At 64.2% G+C, this 17,866-nt stretch carries 13 protein-coding genes and 1 pseudogene; 4 read left to right on the plus strand and 10 right to left on the minus strand.

The window, feature by feature from the left end; all coding sequences use genetic code 11:
- Positions 1-257 precede the first annotated feature (257 nt).
- Both FNZ07_RS29875 and FNZ07_RS29880 read left to right on the plus strand, forming a co-directional pair.
- Complete coding sequence (locus FNZ07_RS29875; protein WP_091011156.1) at positions 258-857, plus strand: thiamine phosphate synthase; 600 nt, start codon at positions 258-260, stop codon at positions 855-857.
- A 320-nt stretch (positions 858-1,177) separates the two neighbouring features.
- Complete coding sequence (locus tag FNZ07_RS29880) at positions 1,178-2,596, plus strand: nucleobase:cation symporter-2 family protein (protein ID WP_091011155.1); 1,419 nt, start codon at positions 1,178-1,180, stop codon at positions 2,594-2,596.
- Between the two features lie 99 nt (positions 2,597-2,695).
- Here the strand turns inward: FNZ07_RS29880 and FNZ07_RS29885 are convergent, their stop codons facing one another.
- Genes FNZ07_RS29885 through FNZ07_RS29895 form a run of 3 tightly spaced genes read right to left on the minus strand, consistent with a single transcriptional unit; the run spans position 2,696 to position 8,699 of the window.
- The gene (locus FNZ07_RS29885) at positions 2,696-4,225 is read right to left on the minus strand and encodes an efflux transporter outer membrane subunit (protein WP_091011154.1); all 1,530 of its coding nucleotides are present in this window, start codon (positions 4,223-4,225) and stop codon (positions 2,696-2,698) included.
- 10 nt (positions 4,226-4,235) lie between these two features.
- Positions 4,236-7,424 (minus strand): efflux RND transporter permease subunit, encoded by a 3,189-nt coding sequence (locus FNZ07_RS29890; RefSeq protein WP_091011153.1) that lies wholly within the window; start codon positions 7,422-7,424, stop codon positions 4,236-4,238.
- 18 nt (positions 7,425-7,442) lie between these two features.
- Positions 7,443-8,699 carry an efflux RND transporter periplasmic adaptor subunit gene (locus FNZ07_RS29895; RefSeq protein WP_091011152.1) on the minus strand — a complete coding sequence of 419 codons (1,257 nt, stop codon included), beginning with the start codon at positions 8,697-8,699 and terminating at the stop codon, positions 7,443-7,445.
- A 421-nt stretch (positions 8,700-9,120) separates the two neighbouring features.
- On the opposite strand from FNZ07_RS29895, the gene FNZ07_RS29900 reads away from it, so the two are divergent.
- Positions 9,121-9,789: a TetR family transcriptional regulator gene (locus FNZ07_RS29900; protein WP_091011151.1), complete on the plus strand. Its 669-nt coding sequence runs from the start codon at positions 9,121-9,123 to the stop codon at positions 9,787-9,789.
- Between the two features lie 28 nt (positions 9,790-9,817).
- Here the strand turns inward: FNZ07_RS29900 and FNZ07_RS29905 are convergent, their stop codons facing one another.
- Positions 9,818-10,450: a cysteine hydrolase family protein gene (locus FNZ07_RS29905; RefSeq protein ID WP_091011150.1), complete on the minus strand. Its 633-nt coding sequence runs from the start codon at positions 10,448-10,450 to the stop codon at positions 9,818-9,820.
- Positions 10,451-10,596: 146 nt separating this feature from the next.
- Between FNZ07_RS29905 and FNZ07_RS29910 the strand changes: the two genes are divergently transcribed.
- Entirely contained in the window at positions 10,597-11,622 is a 1,026-nt protein-coding gene (locus FNZ07_RS29910) for a helix-turn-helix domain-containing protein (protein WP_091011149.1), read from the plus strand.
- Between the two features lie 50 nt (positions 11,623-11,672).
- Here the strand turns inward: FNZ07_RS29910 and FNZ07_RS29915 are convergent.
- From FNZ07_RS29915 to FNZ07_RS29940, 6 genes and pseudogenes are all read right to left on the minus strand, one after another.
- Positions 11,673-12,430, minus strand: a pseudogene (locus FNZ07_RS29915) (CoxG family protein).
- Between the two features lie 32 nt (positions 12,431-12,462).
- Positions 12,463-12,885, minus strand: a complete 423-nt coding sequence (locus FNZ07_RS29920) for a DUF427 domain-containing protein (protein ID WP_091011147.1) — start codon at positions 12,883-12,885, stop codon at positions 12,463-12,465.
- A gap of 168 nt (positions 12,886-13,053) precedes the next feature.
- On the minus strand, positions 13,054-13,551 hold the full coding sequence (locus FNZ07_RS29925) for a carboxypeptidase-like regulatory domain-containing protein (RefSeq protein ID WP_091011146.1): 498 nt from the start codon (positions 13,549-13,551) through the stop codon (positions 13,054-13,056).
- A 334-nt stretch (positions 13,552-13,885) separates the two neighbouring features.
- The gene (locus FNZ07_RS29930) at positions 13,886-15,397 is read right to left on the minus strand and encodes a DegQ family serine endoprotease (RefSeq protein WP_091011145.1); all 1,512 of its coding nucleotides are present in this window, start codon (positions 15,395-15,397) and stop codon (positions 13,886-13,888) included.
- A gap of 181 nt (positions 15,398-15,578) precedes the next feature.
- Positions 15,579-16,880, minus strand: a complete 1,302-nt coding sequence (locus tag FNZ07_RS29935) for an ATP-binding protein (RefSeq protein ID WP_091011144.1) — start codon at positions 16,878-16,880, stop codon at positions 15,579-15,581.
- Between the two features lie 4 nt (positions 16,881-16,884).
- On the minus strand, positions 16,885-17,547 hold the full coding sequence (locus FNZ07_RS29940; protein WP_091011143.1) for a response regulator: 663 nt from the start codon (positions 17,545-17,547) through the stop codon (positions 16,885-16,887).
- Between the last annotated feature and the right edge of the window lie 319 nt (positions 17,548-17,866).

Below are 17,866 nucleotides of genomic sequence, written 5' to 3' on the forward strand. Positions count from 1 at the left end.
ACTGCGGGTCGCGTCATGATCGCAAAAAATTGTGTATGCCGCGTTGGCGCGCCCGTCATCGCGTTAACTGCAAGCGACATCGGCACGTTTGCTGCGATGGCGCATCGACCTCCGACGGCTTTCGACAATAGGGGCACCAAAGATCGGCCACGCTTTCATACCTGAAGCATAGTCGGTTGATCGCAGTCGCCGCAGTAATGTAACCTGCCACTCCGTTGCACCCTCCTCGCCTTGCTAACGCTAATTGCCGAACGTCGATGACCGACCCCGCCCGTTTGCCGCCGACTTATCTGGTCACTCCGGAACCACTAGCTGAAGAGTCGTTAGCAGACTTCGTCGCGCATCTGGAGCGCACGCTGGAAGCGGGCATCCGTCTCGTACAACTACGGGCCAAAACGCTCGCAGCGCCACAGTATGCCGAACTGGCCAGGCTGGCGCTGGCGTGTTGCCGGCGCCACGATGCGCGCCTGCTGTTGAACGCGCCGGTCGATGTCGTGCTGGCCGTGCAAGCCGACGGCATTCACCTCACCAGTACTCGGCTGATGGCATGCACCGCGCGGCCCTTGCCTTCCGGACTGCTGGTTTCGGCGGCGTGCCACGACGAGCGCCAGGTGCAGCATGCGAACGAGATCGGCGCCGATCTGCTGACCATTTCGCCGGTCTTGCCGACGGCGACCCACACTACAGCGGAGCCGCTCGGCTGGCCGCGCTTTCGCGAACTCGTCGCACTGACGACGATCCCCGTCTTTGCGCTGGGCGGAATGAGCACCGATACCCTGGCCGACGCCCGCAACGCAGGCGCTCATGGAATCGCGGCGATTCGTGCGCTGTGGCAAACAGGGAACATTGCCGGGTAAGGCAATTTAAGCCCAGTAGAGGGTTAACCCCGCCAGTTGCGCCACCGCGCCAAAACCGCATTATTCGTCCCGCGGAATACTGCTCATAGACTTTCACGCATATCCCCGCGCATCGCGCCGTGCGGCGCACCGTCGTGCCTCACCGCCGAACGGGGCTCACAGCGCCTGCCGGCCAAATGTGCGCGCCAGTGCGCCCGAAAAACCGGCATGCGCATATCGGCACCGCGAAGTCCGGAATAGGCCCCACTGGTCTTGTTGTGCCTTTTCGTCCCGCATACCTTGGAGTCCATCCTGAAAAATCAGAGGCGGAGACAGACAAGATGCAATCGACCCAGGTTCATCCGTGCGACGAACGACTGCCCGCCGGGCAGTTGTTGACGCTCGGCATCCAGCACGTGCTCGTGATGTACGCGGGCGCGGTGGCGGTTCCACTGATCATCGGTAGCGCGTTGAAGCTGCCCAAAGATCAGGTCGCGTTTCTGATCAGCGCCGATCTGTTTGCGTGCGGTATCGCGACGCTGATCCAGACGCTTGGATTGTGGATCTTCGGCATCCGTCTGCCGGTCATCATGGGCTGCACGTTCGCAGCAGTCGGCCCGATGGTCGCGATCGGCACCAACCCCAGCCTCGGCATACTCGATATCTTCGGTTCGACGATCGCCGCCGGCATCGTCGGCATCGTGCTCGCGCCGGCGATCGGCAAGCTGCTGCGATTCTTTCCACCGGTCGTGGTCGGCGTCGTGATCTCGGTGATCGGGCTCTCGCTGATGGAAGTCGGCATCAACTGGGCGGCGGGCGGCGTCGGCAATCCCGACTACGGCAATCCGGTCTATCTCGGTCTGTCGCTCGTCGTGCTGATGCTGATCCTGCTCATCAACAAGTTCGGGCGCGGCTTCATCGCCAATATCTCGGTGCTGCTCGGCATCGTCGCGGGCTTCGTGATCGCGCTGCTGCTCGGTCGCGTCAACATGGACGGCATAACGAGCGCACCGTGGGTCGGTTTCGTCATGCCGTTCCACTTCGGCATGCCGCACTTCGATCCGCTGTCGATTGCGACGATGGTCACCGTGATGTTCGTCACCTTCATCGAATCGACCGGCATGTTTCTCGCGGTCGGCGACATGGTGGATCGGCCCGTCGACCAGAAGACGCTTGTGCGCGGACTACGCGTCGATGGGCTCGGTACGCTGATCGGCGGCATCTTCAATTCGTTCCCGCATACGTCGTTCTCGCAGAACGTCGGCTTGATCGGCGTGACCGGTGTGAAGAGCCGCTTTGTCTGCGCGATGGGCGGCGTGCTGCTGGTGCTGCTGGGCCTGTTCCCGAAGATGGCTCAGGTGGTCGCGTCGGTGCCCGCATTCGTGCTGGGCGGCGCGGGCATCGTGATGTTCGGGATGGTTGCCGCGAACGGCATCAAGGTGTTGTCGAAAGTCGACTTCGTGAAGAACCACCACAACCTCTTCATCGTCGCGGTGAGTATCGGGCTCGGTCTCGTGCCGGTTGTGTCGCCGCATTTTTTCGCACGGCTGCCGCCCGCGCTGTCGCCGCTGCTGCATAGCGGGATTCTGCTAGCGTCGGTGTCGGCGGTGTTGCTGAATCTGATCTTCAACGGTGTGAAGGGTGAACGTGCCGCGCAACGCGATATCCGCCGCGCAGGCCACGATTTCGATGGGCGCGGTGCAAACAGCCAGCCTCCGGTTGCAGGAGATGACATGCTGCGCGCCGCCGATCTTCACTGACGCTTCGTTCCCAACGATGAATGAAAAAAGCCACGGCATGTGCCGTGGCTTTTCGCTTCGCACGAACCTGCTCGTACGACGTGTACTGCTTGTATGTGCTTACCCGGCTGACGGCGCCGACGCTGCCGAAGTCGCTGCCGCAGGCGCGCGCTCCGCGCTGTAATCGACCGGCGCATCGGCCGGACGCGGCTGTTCGCCGGCCCGTTCGATCCATCCGCCACCCAGCGCCTTGTACAGATCGACGAGATTCGTCAACCGGTTCACGCGGGCGTTCACGAGCGACTGCTGCGCGGTGTACAGATTGGTCTGCGCGGTCAGCACCGACAGATAGCTGTCCACACCGTTCGTGTAGCGCAGGTTGGACAGATCGAGTGCACGCTGTTCGGCAAACGTGTTGCGCTCGAGCGCCTGGATCTGCTGATCGTAGGTGCCGCGCGCAGCCAGGCCGTCGGCGACTTCGCGGAACGCCGTCTGGATCGCCTTCTCGTACTGAGCGATCTGAATGTTCTTCTGCACGGTGGCAAGGTCGAGGTTCGCCTTGTTCACACCGCCCTGGAAGATCGGCAGCGAGATCTGCGGCGCAAACTGCCACGCCGCGCTACCCGCCTTGAAAAGACCACCCAGTGTCGGGCTCAGCGTACCGAAGTTGCCCGTCAGCGAGATCTTCGGGAAGAACGCGGCGCGTGCCGCTCCGATGTTCGCGTTGGCGGCCAGCAGACTCTCTTCGGCCTGCATGATGTCCGGGCGCCGCGTCAGCAGGTCGGACGGTAAACCAGCCGGAATATCGGTGATCAGCGCTTGATCGTTGAGCGGCAAGCCCGCCGCCAGATCGGCCGGCAGCGGCTCGCCGATCAGCAGCACCAGTGCGTTTTCAGCTTGCGCGCGCAAACGTGCCTGCGCCTGCTGATTTGCCTCGGCCTGCTCGACCACGGTCTGCGCCTGCCGCAGATCGAGTTCGGAACCGGTGCCGGTATCGAACTGCACCTTCGCGATCCGGTACGACTCCTGCGAACTCTTCAACGTGTTCTGCGTGACCTGCAGCAGATCGTCGGCACCGAGCACCTGCAGATACTGATCGGCCACTTGCGCCACCAGCGCGATCTCCGCCGCCTTGCGCGCCTGCGCCGTCGACAGATACTGCGCGAGGGCCTGGTCCTTCAGGCTCTGGATACGCCCGAAGAAATCGAGCTCCCACGAACCATTCACGCCGACCGAGTACTGGTTCTGGATGGTCTGGTTGGCGACGGATAGATCGAGCGGCGTGCGCGACTTGGTCTGCTGCCCGACCGCACTGATTGTCGGGAGCAACGCACCGCGCTGGATCTGATACTGCGCGCGCGCGGCCTGCATGTTCAGCACCGACACGCGCAGATCGCGGTTGTTCTTCAACGCGATGTCGATCAGCCGCTGCAACCGCGCATCGGCGAAGAAATCGCGCCAGCCGATGTCAGTCGCCGCCTGACCGTTCGCGCTCGTCGCACCGGCCGCAGCGGCCGGCTGCGTCGCGTACACGCCGCCGGTCGGGAAGCTCCCCGACACAGGCGCAGCCGGGCGCTGGTAATGCGGCGCCATCGTGCAGCCGGCGGCAAACAGCGCGACCGCGATGGCAATTAACGAATGTTTTTGCATCTCTATGTCCTTAGCTGGCCGAGCCGCCGCCACCTTGTGGATCGTGCGGATGGTGCTCGTTGTAATGCTGGAGCGCGACGTCCGGATCTTCCTTCTCGCCGGAGAACTTCGCGCGGATCACGACGAAGAACATCGGGATCATGAAAATCGCGAGGAACGTTGCCGTCAACATCCCGCCGATCACGCCCGTACCGATCGCGTGCTGGCTTGCCGAGCCCGCGCCGTTACTGATCGCGAGCGGCAGCACACCGAGAATGAACGCAAGCGACGTCATCAGGATCGGGCGCAACCGCAGACGCGCGGCTTCGAGCGCGGCTTCGACCGGTCCCATGCCTCCGCCCTGCTGCAACTCACGCGCAAACTCGACAATCAGAATCGCGTTCTTCGCCGATAGCCCCACGGTTGTCAGCAAGCCGACCTGGAAGAACACGTCGTTCTCCAGCCCGCGCAGTGTCACCGCGAGCAGCGCGCCGAGCACGCCGAGCGGCACCACCATGATCACCGCGAACGGGATCGACCAGCTTTCGTACAGTGCCGCGAGACACAGGAACACGACGAGGATCGAGATGCCGTACAGGATCGGCGCCTGCGAACCGGACTGACGTTCCTGGAACGACAGACCCGTCCATTCGTAGCCGATGCCCGCGGGCAGCTTCTTCGCGATCGCTTCGATCGCCGTCATCGCCTGGCCGGTACTCTTGCCCGGTGCCGCCGCGCCCTGGATTTCGACCGCGGAAATCCCGTTGTAGCGTTCGAGCTTCGGCGAACCGTAGGTCCAGTGGCCGGTCGCAAACGCGCTGAACGGCACCATCCCGCCCGCGCCGTTGCGCACGAACCAGACGCTCAGGTCTTCCGGCTTCATGCGGAACAGCGGCTCGCCCTGCACGTACACCTTCTTGATCCGGTTATCGGTATCGAGGAAGTTGTTCACGTACGACGACGCCCATGCGATCGAGAACGTCTGGTCGATCGATGCTGCCGACACGCCAAGCGCCAGCGCCTTTTCGCGGTCGATATCGACCTTGAACTGCGGCGTGTCGTTCAGGCCGTTCGGCCGCACCTGTGCGAGCGTCGGATCTTGCGCCGCCATGCCGAGCAACTGGTTACGTGCTGCCATCAGCGCATCGTGGCCGAGGCCACCGCGATCCTGCAACTCGAAGTCGAAGCCCGATGCGGTACCGAGTTCGGGAATCGACGGCGGGTTGACCGGGAAGATCAGCGCATCCTTGTACGGCGCGAAGTGCATGAACATCCGGCCGACCAGTGCCTGAACCTTCTGGTCCGCGTGCTGGCGCTGCGAATAGTCCTTCATCCGCACGAACACGAGACCCGAGTTCTGGCCACGGCCCGCGAAGCTGAAGCCGTTCACCGTGAACACCGACTCGACGATGTTCTTCTCGTCCTTCAACAGATAGTCGGAGACGGTTGCGAGCGTGCGCGCGGTGGTTTCCTGGGTCGAGCCGGCCGGCGTCTGCACCAGCACGAACATCGTGCCCTGGTCTTCATCGGGCAGGAACGATTTCGGCAAGCGAGCAAACAGCAACCCGACCGCGACGATCACCACCAGATAAATGATGAGCCAGCGGCCCGAGCGCTTGATGACGTGGTGCACGCCGCTGTGATACTTGTCGCGGCTGCGGTCGAACCACTTGTTGAACCAGCCGAAGAAGCCCTTCTTCTCTTCGTGATGACCCTGCGGAATCGGCTTCAGGATCGTCGCGCACAGCGCCGGCGTCAGAATCAACGCGACCAGCACGGACAGCACCATTGCAGCCACGATCGTCAGCGAGAACTGCCGGTAGATCGCCCCGACCGAGCCGCCCGAGAACGCGACCGGCACGAACACCGCCGACAGCACGAGCGCCACCCCGACCAGTGCGCCGGTGATCTGGTCCATCGCCTTACGCGTCGCCTGCACCGGCGATAGCCCTTCTTCGGCCATCACCCGCTCGACGTTCTCCACTACCACGATCGCATCGTCCACCAGCAAGCCGATGGCGAGCACGAGACCGAACATCGACAGCACGTTGATCGAGAAGCCGACCAGTCCCATGATCGCGAACGTACCGAGCAGCACCACCGGCACCGCGATCGTCGGAATCAACGTCGCGCGCAGGTTCTGCAGGAACAGGTACATCACGAGGAACACGAGGACGATACCTTCCAGCAGCGTCTTGACCACTTCCTCGATCGACAGGCGCACGAACGGCGTCGTGTCATACGGATACTTCACGACCAGACCGTGCGGGAAGTACTTCGACAGCTCGTCGATCTTCGCGCGCACGGCCTTCGCCGTGGCGAGCGCGTTCGCGCCGGTCGCGAGCTGAATGCCGAAGCCGGCTGTCGGCGCACCGTTGTACTTCGTGTCGACGTTGTAGTTTTCGCCGCCCAGTTCGATGCGCGCCACGTCCTTCATGCGCACACGCGAGCCGTCCTGGTTCACCTTCAGCAGCACGTTGCCGAACTGCTCGGGCGTTTGCAGCAGCGTCGCTTCCGTGATGGTCGCCTGCAGTGCCTGCCCCGGTATCGAGGGCGTGCCGCCGAGCTGGCCGCCGGCCACCTGGACGTTCTGCGCCTGCAGTGCGTTGATCACATCGACCGGCGTCAGCGCGTAGTTGTTGAGCTTCGCCGCATCGAGCCAGACCCGCATCGCGTACTGCGTGCCGAACAGCGTCACCGTGCCGACCCCGTCGATCCGGCTGACCGGATCTTCGACGTTCGACGCGACGTAGTTTGCCAGATCGTACTTGCTCATGCTGCCGTCTTCGGAGACGAACGCCATCACGAGCAGGAAGCTCGCGCTCGACTTCGTCACCTTCGTGCCGAGCTGCTGCACGACTTGAGGCAACAGCGGTGTGGCGAGCTGCAGCTTGTTCTGCACCTGCACCTGGGCGATGTCGGGGTTGGTCCCCGCCGCGAACGTCAGCGTGATGGTTGCCGTGCCCGAATCGTCACTGGTCGACGACAGATACAGCAAGTGATCGAGACCGCTCATCTGCTGCTCGATGACCTGCGTGACGGTGTTTTCCACCGTCTTCGCCGATGCGCCCGGGTACGTTGCGCTGATCTGCACGGACGGCGGAGCGATGGTCGGGTATTGCGCGATCGGCAACGTGAAAATCGACGCGATCCCCGCCAGCATCAGGATGATGGCGATCACCCACGCAAAAATCGGGCGATCGATAAAAAACTTTGCCATGAAACAGGCTCCCTGTTATTACGCGCCCGATGCGGCCGAGGCGGCTTGCGCCGGTTGCGCACCCGATGCGCCCTGCGCGGATTGCACGCCGCTCGCTGCTGCTGCGCCTGAGGCTGCTGCGCCGGAAGCCAGTGCGGCCGGCAGTTGCGCAGGGACGGGCTTGACCGGCTGGCCCGGACGGACCTTGTCGGTGCCTTGCACGATCACGCGGTCGCCAGGATTCAGACCGCCTTCGACGATCCAGTTGGTACCCTGTGCCGCCGACGTCACGAGCGGACGCAATTCGACCTTGTCGTCGGCACCGACGACGAGCGCCGTGGCCTGACCCTTCTGGTCGTGCGTCACGCCGACCTGCGGCACGATGAACGCTTTCTCGTTGACACCTTCCTCGATACGCGCCCGCACGAACATGCCCGGCAGCAACACGCGGCTCGGGTTCGGGAAGATTGCGCGGATCGTCACGGAACCGGTGGTCTGATCGACCGTCACGTCGGAGAACTGCAGCTTGCCGGGTTCCGAATACGCGCGGCCGTCTTCGAGAATCAGCGTGACCTTGGCGGCGTCCGGGCCGTTCGTCTTCAGACGGCCTTCCTGGACATCGCGGCGCAGCTTCAGGCCATCGAGGCTCGATTGCGTCAGATCGACGTAGACCGGATCGAGCTGCTGCACCGTCGACATCAACGTCGCGGCACTCGCCTGCACGTAGGCACCCGGCGTGACCTGCGAAATCCCGACCTGGCCGGTGATCGGCGACACGACGTCGGTGTAGCCGAGGTTGATCTGCGCGGTGTCGACGGCGGCCTTGCCGGACTGCACGTTCGCCGCGGCCACGCCTTCGGAAGCGACCGCGTTGTCGTAGTCCTGCTTGCTGACCGCATTCGCCGCCACCAGCACCTTGAAGCGGTTCGCCTGCGCGGTGGTCGACTTGAGCGTTGCCTCGGCATTGGCGAGCGTCGCCTTCGCGCTGTTCAGCGCCGCGATGTACGGCGCCGGATCGATCTTGTAGAGACGCTGACCGACCTTGACCTGCGAGCCTTCGGTGAACTCGCGGCGCAGCACGATGCCGTCCACCCGCGCGCGCACCTGGGCGACGAGGAACGCGTTCGTGCGGCCCGGCAGTTCGGTCGTGACCGGCACGGCGCTCGGCTGGACAGTGACGATGCCGACTTCCGGCGTCTGTTGCGGCGGTGCCGATTGTTTTTGCCCGCATGCTGCCAGCAGCACGGCAGCCGTCGCGGCAGTAATTAGGCGGAATGGAACCCGTTCGACGCGCATGGAGCGACCTCTGTCAATGACTGGGAATGAAAACGTGCGCGCATCCCTACCCCGGGGATGACGGCGCACACACGCGTCTCACGACGCCTGACCGGAAACCCGGGTGCCCAACCTGTGGATGCACCCGTAGCGACCTGCGCCCGACCGGGGATGCCGCGCACCGCGAAACCCGGCTGGCGGGCGCGCGAAAGCACTTTTTAAGACAACAGTGACGGATATTAACCGGTCGTCACTGCTTGGGCTATCCGATCGATGGGGTGCTATTATAGATACATTCACGAATGCATGTAAGAAACAGTTAACTTCCCGATATGCGCCATAACGCACGATCGTTCGCAGATAAACGAGAAAACGAACAGATTGTGACGATGCGCGTTTAAAAGCGCCGGGGAGATCCCGCACCCACCGCAGGTCACACGAAATGGTCCGAAGAACCAAGGAAGAAGCTCAGGAAACGCGCAACGGCATTCTGGATGCCGCCGAACAGATCTTCTTCGAGAAGGGCGTCTCACGTACGTCGCTTGCCGATATCGCGCAAGCCGCGGGCGTGACGCGCGGCGCGATTTACTGGCATTTTGCTAACAAAGGGGACCTGTTTACGGCGATGTTCGACCGGGTGCTGCTGCCGCTCGACGAGATCCAGGCCGCCTCGCTCGATCCGCAGGAAGCCGATCCGCTCGGCCGTCTGGTCGAGATCTGCACGATGTGTCTGCGCGACTGCGCCAACGATCCGCGCCAGCGCCGGGCGTTCGACATCCTGTTCCTGAAGTGCGAGTTCGTCGAGGAAATGGGCCCGGTGATGACCCGTTACCAGAACAATATGCGCGATGCGCTCGTCAACATTGCAGGGGGCTTACGAAACGCGATTTCGAAAGGCCAGTTGCCCGCCGATCTCGACGTCGAACGTGCCGCTGCGTTGCTGCATGCGTTTATCGGCGGTTCGCTGCGCGACATGTTGTTTTTGCCCGAAGCGATGGACTACGGCCGCTATGCCGAGCAGATGGTCGACGCGATATTCGACACGCTGCGTTTGAGTCCTTCGATGCGGATCGCGGCGACGGCGGATGCGCCGCAAGGTGTCATGCGGTGAGCTCCGCCGCCTTCCATCTGATCGGTCCTCAGACTGTGGCCAGCTTCGCGCGGGCCTTCTGGTTCGACGCGTAGATCGAGCCGCGCTCGAGCGGCTCGCCATCGCGCACCGCCGCGATCCATGCGTCGGTACTGCCCACCGCCGCGAAGCTCGATTGCAGCACGACGCTGAATACGCGATGGATCTCTTCAGCACTCGCAAAACCCGCGCTGTTCTCATACGGAACGCTGCCGGTCGCATCGTCCAGAAATTCGACCGTGAGGCCGGCATGCATCGCGTGATTGATCGTCGACGCGTCGCAGTTGTGCGTCATGTAGCCAGTCACCGTCAGCGTATCGATGCCGCGTGCCGCGAGCCAGCTGGCGAGATCGGTGTCGGTCCATGCGCTTGCAGCGGACTTCGTGACCAGATGATCTCGTTTGCGCGAAGCGACCACCTCGTGCAGTTCGGCGCCATGACTGCCGCGCGCAAAGATAGGCGAGGTCGCCGGTCCAAGGTGCTGCACGACCACGACCGGCACGCCGGCCGCGTGCGCAGCGTCGATCGCCCGGCCGATGTTGGCGAGCGACGTGTGCACGTCGGGGTATTCGATCGGCAGGTCGCCGGTGACGTATTCGTTCTGTACGTCGATCACGATCAATGCGCGTCTGGGTGAAGTCATCGCTGCCACTCCTGTCCTGGTTGGTTTCGCCGCGAGCCGGCGATGACTGCATTGTTCGCTTTCGATCGGCACTCCAACAGTGACCCGATTGACAACTTTCGCTAGAATCGGGCCATTCCTCTCGACGCGCAGCTGCGCTCACCGCGATGCCCGCTCCCCATCGTTCACCGACACACCCGACTGCGGCACCAGTTGCCGATGAGATCCCGCCCGGTCGCGGCAAACCGGTCGTCGCCGTCGTCGCGTTCGACCGGATCAGTCCGTTCCACCTGTCGGTGCCGTGCGTGGTATTCGGCGAGGACCGCAGCGACGGCGGCGTGCCGGCATTCGAATTCCGCGTCTGCGCGACCGAACCCGGACCGCTCTCCACGACAGCAGGATTCTCGATCTCGGCGACCCACGGTCTCGATGCACTCGCCGACGCCGGCACGATCGTCGTTCCGAGCTGGCGCGATCCGCATGAAACCCCACCCGCGGAATTACTCGATGCGCTACGCGCCGCCTCGGCACGTGGCGCACAACTGGTTGGCCTGTGCCTCGGCGCGTTCGTGCTCGCGGCCGCGGGCCTGCTCGACGGGCGGCGTGCCACCACGCACTGGGCATGGGCCGACGACTTCGCACGCCGCTACCCGAAGGTGCGGCTCGACCCCGACGTGCTCTATATCGATGACGACAACCTGCTGACTTCAGCGGGGACCGCGGCCGGACTCGATTGCTGCCTGCACGTGCTGCGCAAGACCTACGGCACGCAGGTCGCCAACTATGTGGCGCGGCGGCTGATCGTGCCGCCGCACCGTCAGGGTGGGCAGGCGCAGTACATCCAGCAGCCGGTGCCGCCGAACGTGCGCGGCGACCGCCTGTCCGAACTGCTCGACTGGGTGAGGGGTAACCTGCAACTGGCGCATACGCTCGACACGCTTGCGGAGCGCGTACTGATGAGCCGCCGTACGTTCACGCGGCGTTTCCGGCAGGTCACGGGTACGACGGTGGGTGCGTGGCTGCTTGCACAGCGGCTTGAGCGTGCGCAACAGTTGCTGGAAGGAAGCGACGAACCGGTGGAGACCATTGCGACGATTGCGGGATTCGGCTCGACGGCCTCGTTGCGCCAGCATTTCGCCGACGCGTTCCGTACCTCGCCGAGCGCGTGGCGCAGGGAGTTTCGCGGGGCATGAAGTACAGCGGCGGCTACGCGTTCAGTCGAACCCCAGCCGCCACTCTCCATTCAATCGACACTCAGCCAGTGCGCCCCATACAACAGCAGCGCAACGAAGAAAATCATCGCTGCCCACGCCCAGTTCGGCACGCCATGCGGATCCGGCTCGCGATGCGAGACGCCATGCGACGCACGCGCACCTAACAGCGGCGCCACGCGGCCGCCGGGCGCCACGCCCCGATCGGTTGCAGCACGCGCTCGACGGATCGCACCGCTAAAGCCGATCGGCCGCAGGAACACATGCTGACGACGATGCGGCACGCCACGCGCCCGGTTCGGCCCTGACCGTGCTTGGCCTGCACGACCGCGCAGAACTCGGTGAAGAAGTCGTCGGCGAGTTCGTGCAGCGCATTTTCGATCTGCCGCGCCGGCAATTCGGTGAGCGGCCCGGTCAGCGTCGCCCACACCGAATAGTCGATGCGTGTGCCGGGGTCCTTCGCTGGGTCGGCTGCGGAATCGCCGGCACGCAGCGTCACGCCGATCTGGCCGCGCAGCGCACCGATGCCGTCGGCGCGCGCCTTGAAGTTGAGCGTACGGCGCGACACATCGGCCGTCGTCCCGTCGTCGCTCGCGACATGAGCGCGCACCTGGTAGCGCGCGCGCAGCGGCCCGAGCGGCACGGTCAGGGTCAGCGCGTATTCGCCGTGTCCGAGGCGGTTGAACGACTCGCAGTTATCGAGGCTGGCACGCAGCAGCGCAATGTCCTGCAGCGCGTCGCGAACGTCGGACAGCGCCAGTGGAATCCTCAACGCGTCGTTCAGTTCCATGACCGGCTCCCCGATGAACGCACGACAACGGCTCAGGACGTCTGATCGATACGATCGACGCGCGATGCGTAAAACGCGAGATATCCTTTGATCCGCTCGACCGCTTCGAACGGCGTCTCGTAACTCCAGACGGCGTTCTCGACCCGGCCGCTTTCGGTGCGCAGATGGAAGTACGACGCGTCGCCTTTATGCGGGCAGTGCGATGTGTGATTGGAGCGCTCGAGCCGCGCCATGTTGACGTCGTTGCGCGGAAAGTAGAACACCTCGGGCAAACCGGTCTCTGCAACCGTCAGGGCTGCGTGGGTATCGGCGACCGTCACGCCCAGATGGATCACGCGTACGCGGCGGCGGTTCGGCACGATGTCGATGCGGTGCCCGGCAGTGGCGCCGCTCCCGCACGGACCGGCGGCGGCCGTCCCGCTGGCGCGGTTATCGGGCGTCGGGACGTCGCTCATGGTGTTGCTCCCGTGCGATTGGAACCCTGGTCGATGACTGCGGCGAACGCTGCGCCACAGCCTGCAGAAACAAAAAAAAGCCACGGGCATGCCCGTGGCTTCATTATCGGCGAAAGTTCAGCCGATTGCGCGACCTTCGCGGCAGGGCAAACCCGGCCGCCAAACCGGCTACTGGATGTTCCAGTAGAACGCCTCTCTCGCCGTACCGCTCGCCGGTATCGTGACCGCCTTGCTCTGGTCGTGACCCTTGTACGACGCCCGCACGGTGTAACGACCGGGATGCAGCCGGACCAGCATGTACGGGCCGCGTGAAGTCGTGCCCAGTACCTTGCCGCCTTCGGTATCCATAATCTGAACACGGACGTCGGCGAGATAGTCGGAGCCCGGGCCGGTAAAGCGCAGCGCCAGCGGCCAGTGGCTCTCGGCGCGCTTTAACGCCTGCGATTCGTCGGAACCGACGCCGCCCGATGTGAACGCCACATCGCCCTGGTGCTGCACCTGCGGCAGGCCTCCGCCGTTCGTATTGCCTGCGCTGGAGTCGTCGGTGGTCGTGCCGCCGGCAATTCCGTTGTTCTGCGCGTAGACACTGCCCGCCATGCCAAGAGTCAGTGCCGCCGCGACCGCGGTTGCGACGATCCTGCTGCGCTGGGTGCGTTGCTGGTTCATGGTGTGACTCCTTCTCGGTTCGTTGGGGTCCGCGTTTGCGTCCGTTTGGAAACATCCGTCGACAGATCGAGCGCAACTGGCGTGCCTGTCAGGGCGATCAGGCGACAGGGCTCGGGGGTTGGGCCCCGAACCGCGCCCTATCTACGCTGCCCGCCAGGTTCGGGACTGCTTCCAAGCCCGGCAGCCGGATGGCGGTCAAGCTACCGGTAAAAACCGCTGCATCGGAGGAATACTTACCCATCGGTCCGGTCGACCGGAATCAGCGTTCTAGCGCTTGCCCGGGTGCCGCACGGTATTGCAACGTGCCGGTCGGGTTGACCGGCACCCAACCTCATCAGCCGAGGTCCACCGGGACGAAAATCTGCGCATCGTCACGCTGGATCAGCAGCGCAATGCTGTTGCCGGCCGACGAAATCATCTGCTTCAGTTGATCGACGCTCGCGACCGGTCGGCCGTTCACCGCCAGAATCACGTCGCCGGCCTGGATGCCGGCGTTCGCCGCCGGACCGCCCGCCTGTTGCACGAGCAGACCGTGTGTCAGCGACGTGCCGCTCTTTTCCTGCGGCGTCAGCGGACGCACCGCAACGCCGAGGCGCCCCTGCATCTGCGCCGACGAATCGCTGCCATCCGCCGATGCCGTCTTCACATCCGACAGCGAACCGATTGTCACCTTGACGTCCTTCGCGGCCTTGTCGCGCCACACCTGGACCGTTGCCGTGCTACCCGGCTTCAGACCCGCCACCTGCGAAGGCAGATCCGCCGAATCGGTCACCGGTGTGCCGTTCACTGCGAGAATCACATCGCCGGGCTGCAGGCCGGCCTTCGCAGCCGGACCGAACGCATCGACGGAACTGACCAGCGCGCCCTGCGGCGTCTTCATGCCGAACGAATTCGCCAGCGTCTGGTTCATCGACTGCACCGCTACGCCAAGGCGGCCACGGCTCACGTGACCGGTCTTCACGAGTTCGTTCTCGACCTTCATCGCCTCGTTGATCGGAATCGCGAACGACAGCCCCTGGAAGCCGCCGGTCTGCGAGTAGATCATCGAGTTGATGCCGATCACTTCGCCTTCCAGATTGAACAGCGGACCGCCCGAGTTGCCGGGATTCACCGGCACATCGGTCTGGATGAACGGCGTGTAGTTTTCGTTCGGCAGCGAGCGTGATTTCGCGCTGATGATGCCCGAGGTCACCGTGTTGTCGAAGCCGTACGGCGAACCGATCGCGACCACCCACTGGCCGACCTTGCTTTGACGCGGATCGCCGATCTTCACGATGGGCAGATTGCTCGCATCGATCTTCAACACCGCGACGTCGGACTGCTTGTCGGCGCCGACCACTTTCGCGCGGAATTCGCGCTTGTCGGTGAGCTTCACGGTGACCACGTTCGCGCCGTCGACGACGTGCGCATTGGTCAGGATATAACCGTCACTGCTGACGATGAAACCGGAGCCGAGGCTCGCGCTCGGTTGATCCGATTGATCGCTGCTGCCACCGCCGTCGCCGCCTTGCATGCCCGGGATGTTGCCGAAGAAGCGGCGGTAGAACTGGTAGAACGGATCGCTGGGATCGATGGGCAGTTGCTGCGCGCCGCCGCGTTGTGCGACCTGCTTGACGACGTGCTTCGCGCTGATGTTGACGACGGCGGGACCATAGGTCTCGACGAGGCCGGAGAAATCGGGAATACCGGTCTTCGCAGCAGCCTCGGCTGGCATCAGCGCGGCCGCCTGGGCCGGCGTGATGACTTCCGGCGCCGGCACATTGCGGTGCCCAGCGACGTAACCGGCGGAGAGCGCCACGGCGATAGCTGCGGCGACTGCGCTACGGGACAGGGTTTTCGCGTTCATCGTGTGGTCCTCACAAAATAATGCCTTTCAATGAGGCGAAGACTACGTGGTATCGCTTAAAGGAATCTTAAACAAGTTGCGGACCGGCTGGCGGCCGCTTTCGCTTGTCTGACGGGGGTTTGCGGGCGACACACGGGTTCACGCCTGCATGCCGGCAGGCACCCCGTATCGTAAAAAAGCGTTAAAAACGCACGCTCACCAGCAACCCGCCCGACGCCGATTCGCCGAGTTCGACCTGAGCACGCTGTTGCAACGCGATGCGCTTCACGATTGCGAGTCCGAGCCCGCTGCCCGCCACATCGGTACGCTCGCGCATCGCGCCGGACCCGACGCGATAGAAGCGGTCGAACACCCGCTCGCGCTCTTCGGGAGGAATCCCCGGTCCGCTGTCAGCGATCCGCACAACCGGATGCCCCGCTTCGACCGCGAGGCTCACATCGACGCGGCCGCCGGCCGGCGTGTACTTGGTTGCGTTATCAAGCAGGTTGTTGAGCATCACGCGCAGCGTCTGCCCATCGCCGATCACGGTCGCCGGTTCGCTGCCTTCGATACCGAGATCGACGTTGCGCTGCTGCGCGAGCGGTGCATAAGCCGCAACGCATTCGTCGAGCAGCGCGTGCAGATCGATTGCCTTGGCGCTCACCGGACCATCGGGCTCCGCGCGCGCCAAAGCGAGCAACTGCTCGGCAAGCCGCGTCGCGCGCGTGACACCCGCCTGCAGATCGGCGAGCGCTTCGCCGCGCGTGGCGTCATCGCGTGCGCGCGCAACCAGTTGCGACTGGATCTGCACGGCGGCGAGCGGTGTGCGCAGTTCGTGCGCGGCGTCGGCGACGAAGGCCTTTTGCGTATCGAGTGCGGTCGCGAGTCGCGCAAGCAGTGCGTTCAGGGCGCGCACGAGCGGCTGGACTTCGAGCGGCAGGCGCGCATCGGGTAGCGGCTCGAGCGCTTCAGGGTGACGCGTGTCGAGTGCGCCCGCCACGCGCCGCAACGGCGCGAGGCCGCGCCCAACCACACCCCATACCGCGACGCCAAGCAACGGCAGCAGCACGATCAGCGGCCACAGTGTGCGCAACGCGACGTTCGCAGCGAGCCGGTTGCGCACCGATACCGGCTGCGCGAGCTGCACGACGTTATCGCCGACGATCGCGCCATACACGCGCCACGCACCGCGATCAGTGTGCTCGGTCGAGAAACCGATTTCGGCACGCGGCGCGAGAGGCGCGCGCGGATGCGAGTAGTACATCAGCACGCCGTTGCGATTCCAGATCTGCAGCACGATGCCTTCGTCGCCGGTATCGCGCGACGTGAGAATCTGCGAGAACGGCTCGGCGGGCAGCGCCGCGGCGATCTCCTGCAACTGGTAGTCGAACAGTTCGTTCGCTTCGGCGAGCGCCTGACGGTAGATGAGCCAGCCCGCGATACCGAGACCCAGCAATACGATGGCAAGCAGCCAGAACAGCAATTGACGACGAATCGAACGCATCAGCTCAGCCTTCCCTCGCGATCATGTAACCAAGGCCGCGCACGTTACGGATCAGGTCCGCGCCGAGCTTCTTGCGCAATGCGTGGATGTACACCTCGACGGTATTGCTGCCGATCTCCTCGCCCCAGCCGTACATCTTTTCTTCGAGCTGGCTCTTCGACAGCACCGCGCCCGGTCGTGCCAGCAGCGCTTCGAGCAACGCGAACTCGCGCGCGGACAAGGCGACCGGCGCACCGTCGAGCGTCACCCGATGCCCCGCCGGATCGAGCGTGAGCGCGCCATGGCGGATCGTCGAATCGCTGCGCCCCGACTGCCGGCGAATCAGCGCGCGCATGCGCGCACCGAGTTCGTCGAGATCGAACGGCTTCACGAGGTAGTCGTCGGCCCCGGCGTCGAGGCCCTTCACGCGGTCGGCCACCGCATCGCGCGCGGTGACGATCAAGACCGGCAACGCGTGGCCGCGGGCGCGCAACGTGCGCAGTACGTCGAGGCCGTCGCGCTTGGGCAACCCGAGGTCGAGCAGTACGAGATCGTAAGCTTCGCCGGTGGCCGCGCTCAGCGCAGCCTCGCCGTCCTGCACCCAGTCGACCGCGAAGCCTTCGCCGCGCAGCGCCTTGCGCACGCCCTCGGCAATCATCCGGTCGTCTTCGACAAGCAGTATGCGCATGACAGCGTATCCGTATGGTTCGTGATGACCGCATTCTAGCGCCAGGGGTCAGCCGCGCGGCGCGATGTTAGTCGCCGCATCCGTTTGAACCCCGTCGTATGCGCCACGTATGCGTGGGTTAATGCATTTTTCAACGCAGCATCGCGGCATATCTCTACAATGTGCGCTTTCGCTTCATACGGGAACGGTCGACACCCGGCGCTCGCCGCGCATCGCGTCTTCCGCTGCCCGCCTTGCACGCCCAGGTTTCCATGACGCACGTTCTCGCTTCACTCGCCCAGCGCCCCACCTATTCCCGCTTTCGCTTCGCTTGCGCCGC

This window comes from Paraburkholderia megapolitana (assembly GCF_007556815.1).
Taxonomy (GTDB): Bacteria; Pseudomonadota; Gammaproteobacteria; order Burkholderiales; family Burkholderiaceae; genus Paraburkholderia; species Paraburkholderia megapolitana.

Bases quoted from the DNA above. Each gene is read 5' to 3' on its own strand.
- FNZ07_RS29875 (WP_091011156.1), top strand. From the start codon at position 258: ATGACCGACCCCGCCCGTTTGCCGCCGACTTATCTGGTCACTCCGGAA.
- FNZ07_RS29880 (WP_091011155.1), top strand. From the start codon at position 1,178: ATGCAATCGACCCAGGTTCATCCGTGCGACGAACGACTGCCCGCCGGG.
- FNZ07_RS29885 (WP_091011154.1), bottom strand. From the start codon at position 4,225: ATGCAAAAACATTCGTTAATTGCCATCGCGGTCGCGCTGTTTGCCGCC.
- FNZ07_RS29890 (WP_091011153.1), bottom strand. From the start codon at position 7,424: ATGGCAAAGTTTTTTATCGATCGCCCGATTTTTGCGTGGGTGATCGCC.
- FNZ07_RS29895 (WP_091011152.1), bottom strand. From the start codon at position 8,699: ATGCGCGTCGAACGGGTTCCATTCCGCCTAATTACTGCCGCGACGGCT.
- FNZ07_RS29900 (WP_091011151.1), top strand. From the start codon at position 9,121: ATGGTCCGAAGAACCAAGGAAGAAGCTCAGGAAACGCGCAACGGCATT.
- FNZ07_RS29905 (WP_091011150.1), bottom strand. From the start codon at position 10,450: ATGACTTCACCCAGACGCGCATTGATCGTGATCGACGTACAGAACGAA.
- FNZ07_RS29910 (WP_091011149.1), top strand. From the start codon at position 10,597: ATGCCCGCTCCCCATCGTTCACCGACACACCCGACTGCGGCACCAGTT.
- FNZ07_RS29920 (WP_091011147.1), bottom strand. From the start codon at position 12,885: ATGAGCGACGTCCCGACGCCCGATAACCGCGCCAGCGGGACGGCCGCC.
- FNZ07_RS29925 (WP_091011146.1), bottom strand. From the start codon at position 13,551: ATGAACCAGCAACGCACCCAGCGCAGCAGGATCGTCGCAACCGCGGTC.
- FNZ07_RS29930 (WP_091011145.1), bottom strand. From the start codon at position 15,397: ATGAACGCGAAAACCCTGTCCCGTAGCGCAGTCGCCGCAGCTATCGCC.
- FNZ07_RS29935 (WP_091011144.1), bottom strand. From the start codon at position 16,880: ATGCGTTCGATTCGTCGTCAATTGCTGTTCTGGCTGCTTGCCATCGTA.
- FNZ07_RS29940 (WP_091011143.1), bottom strand. From the start codon at position 17,547: ATGCGCATACTGCTTGTCGAAGACGACCGGATGATTGCCGAGGGCGTG.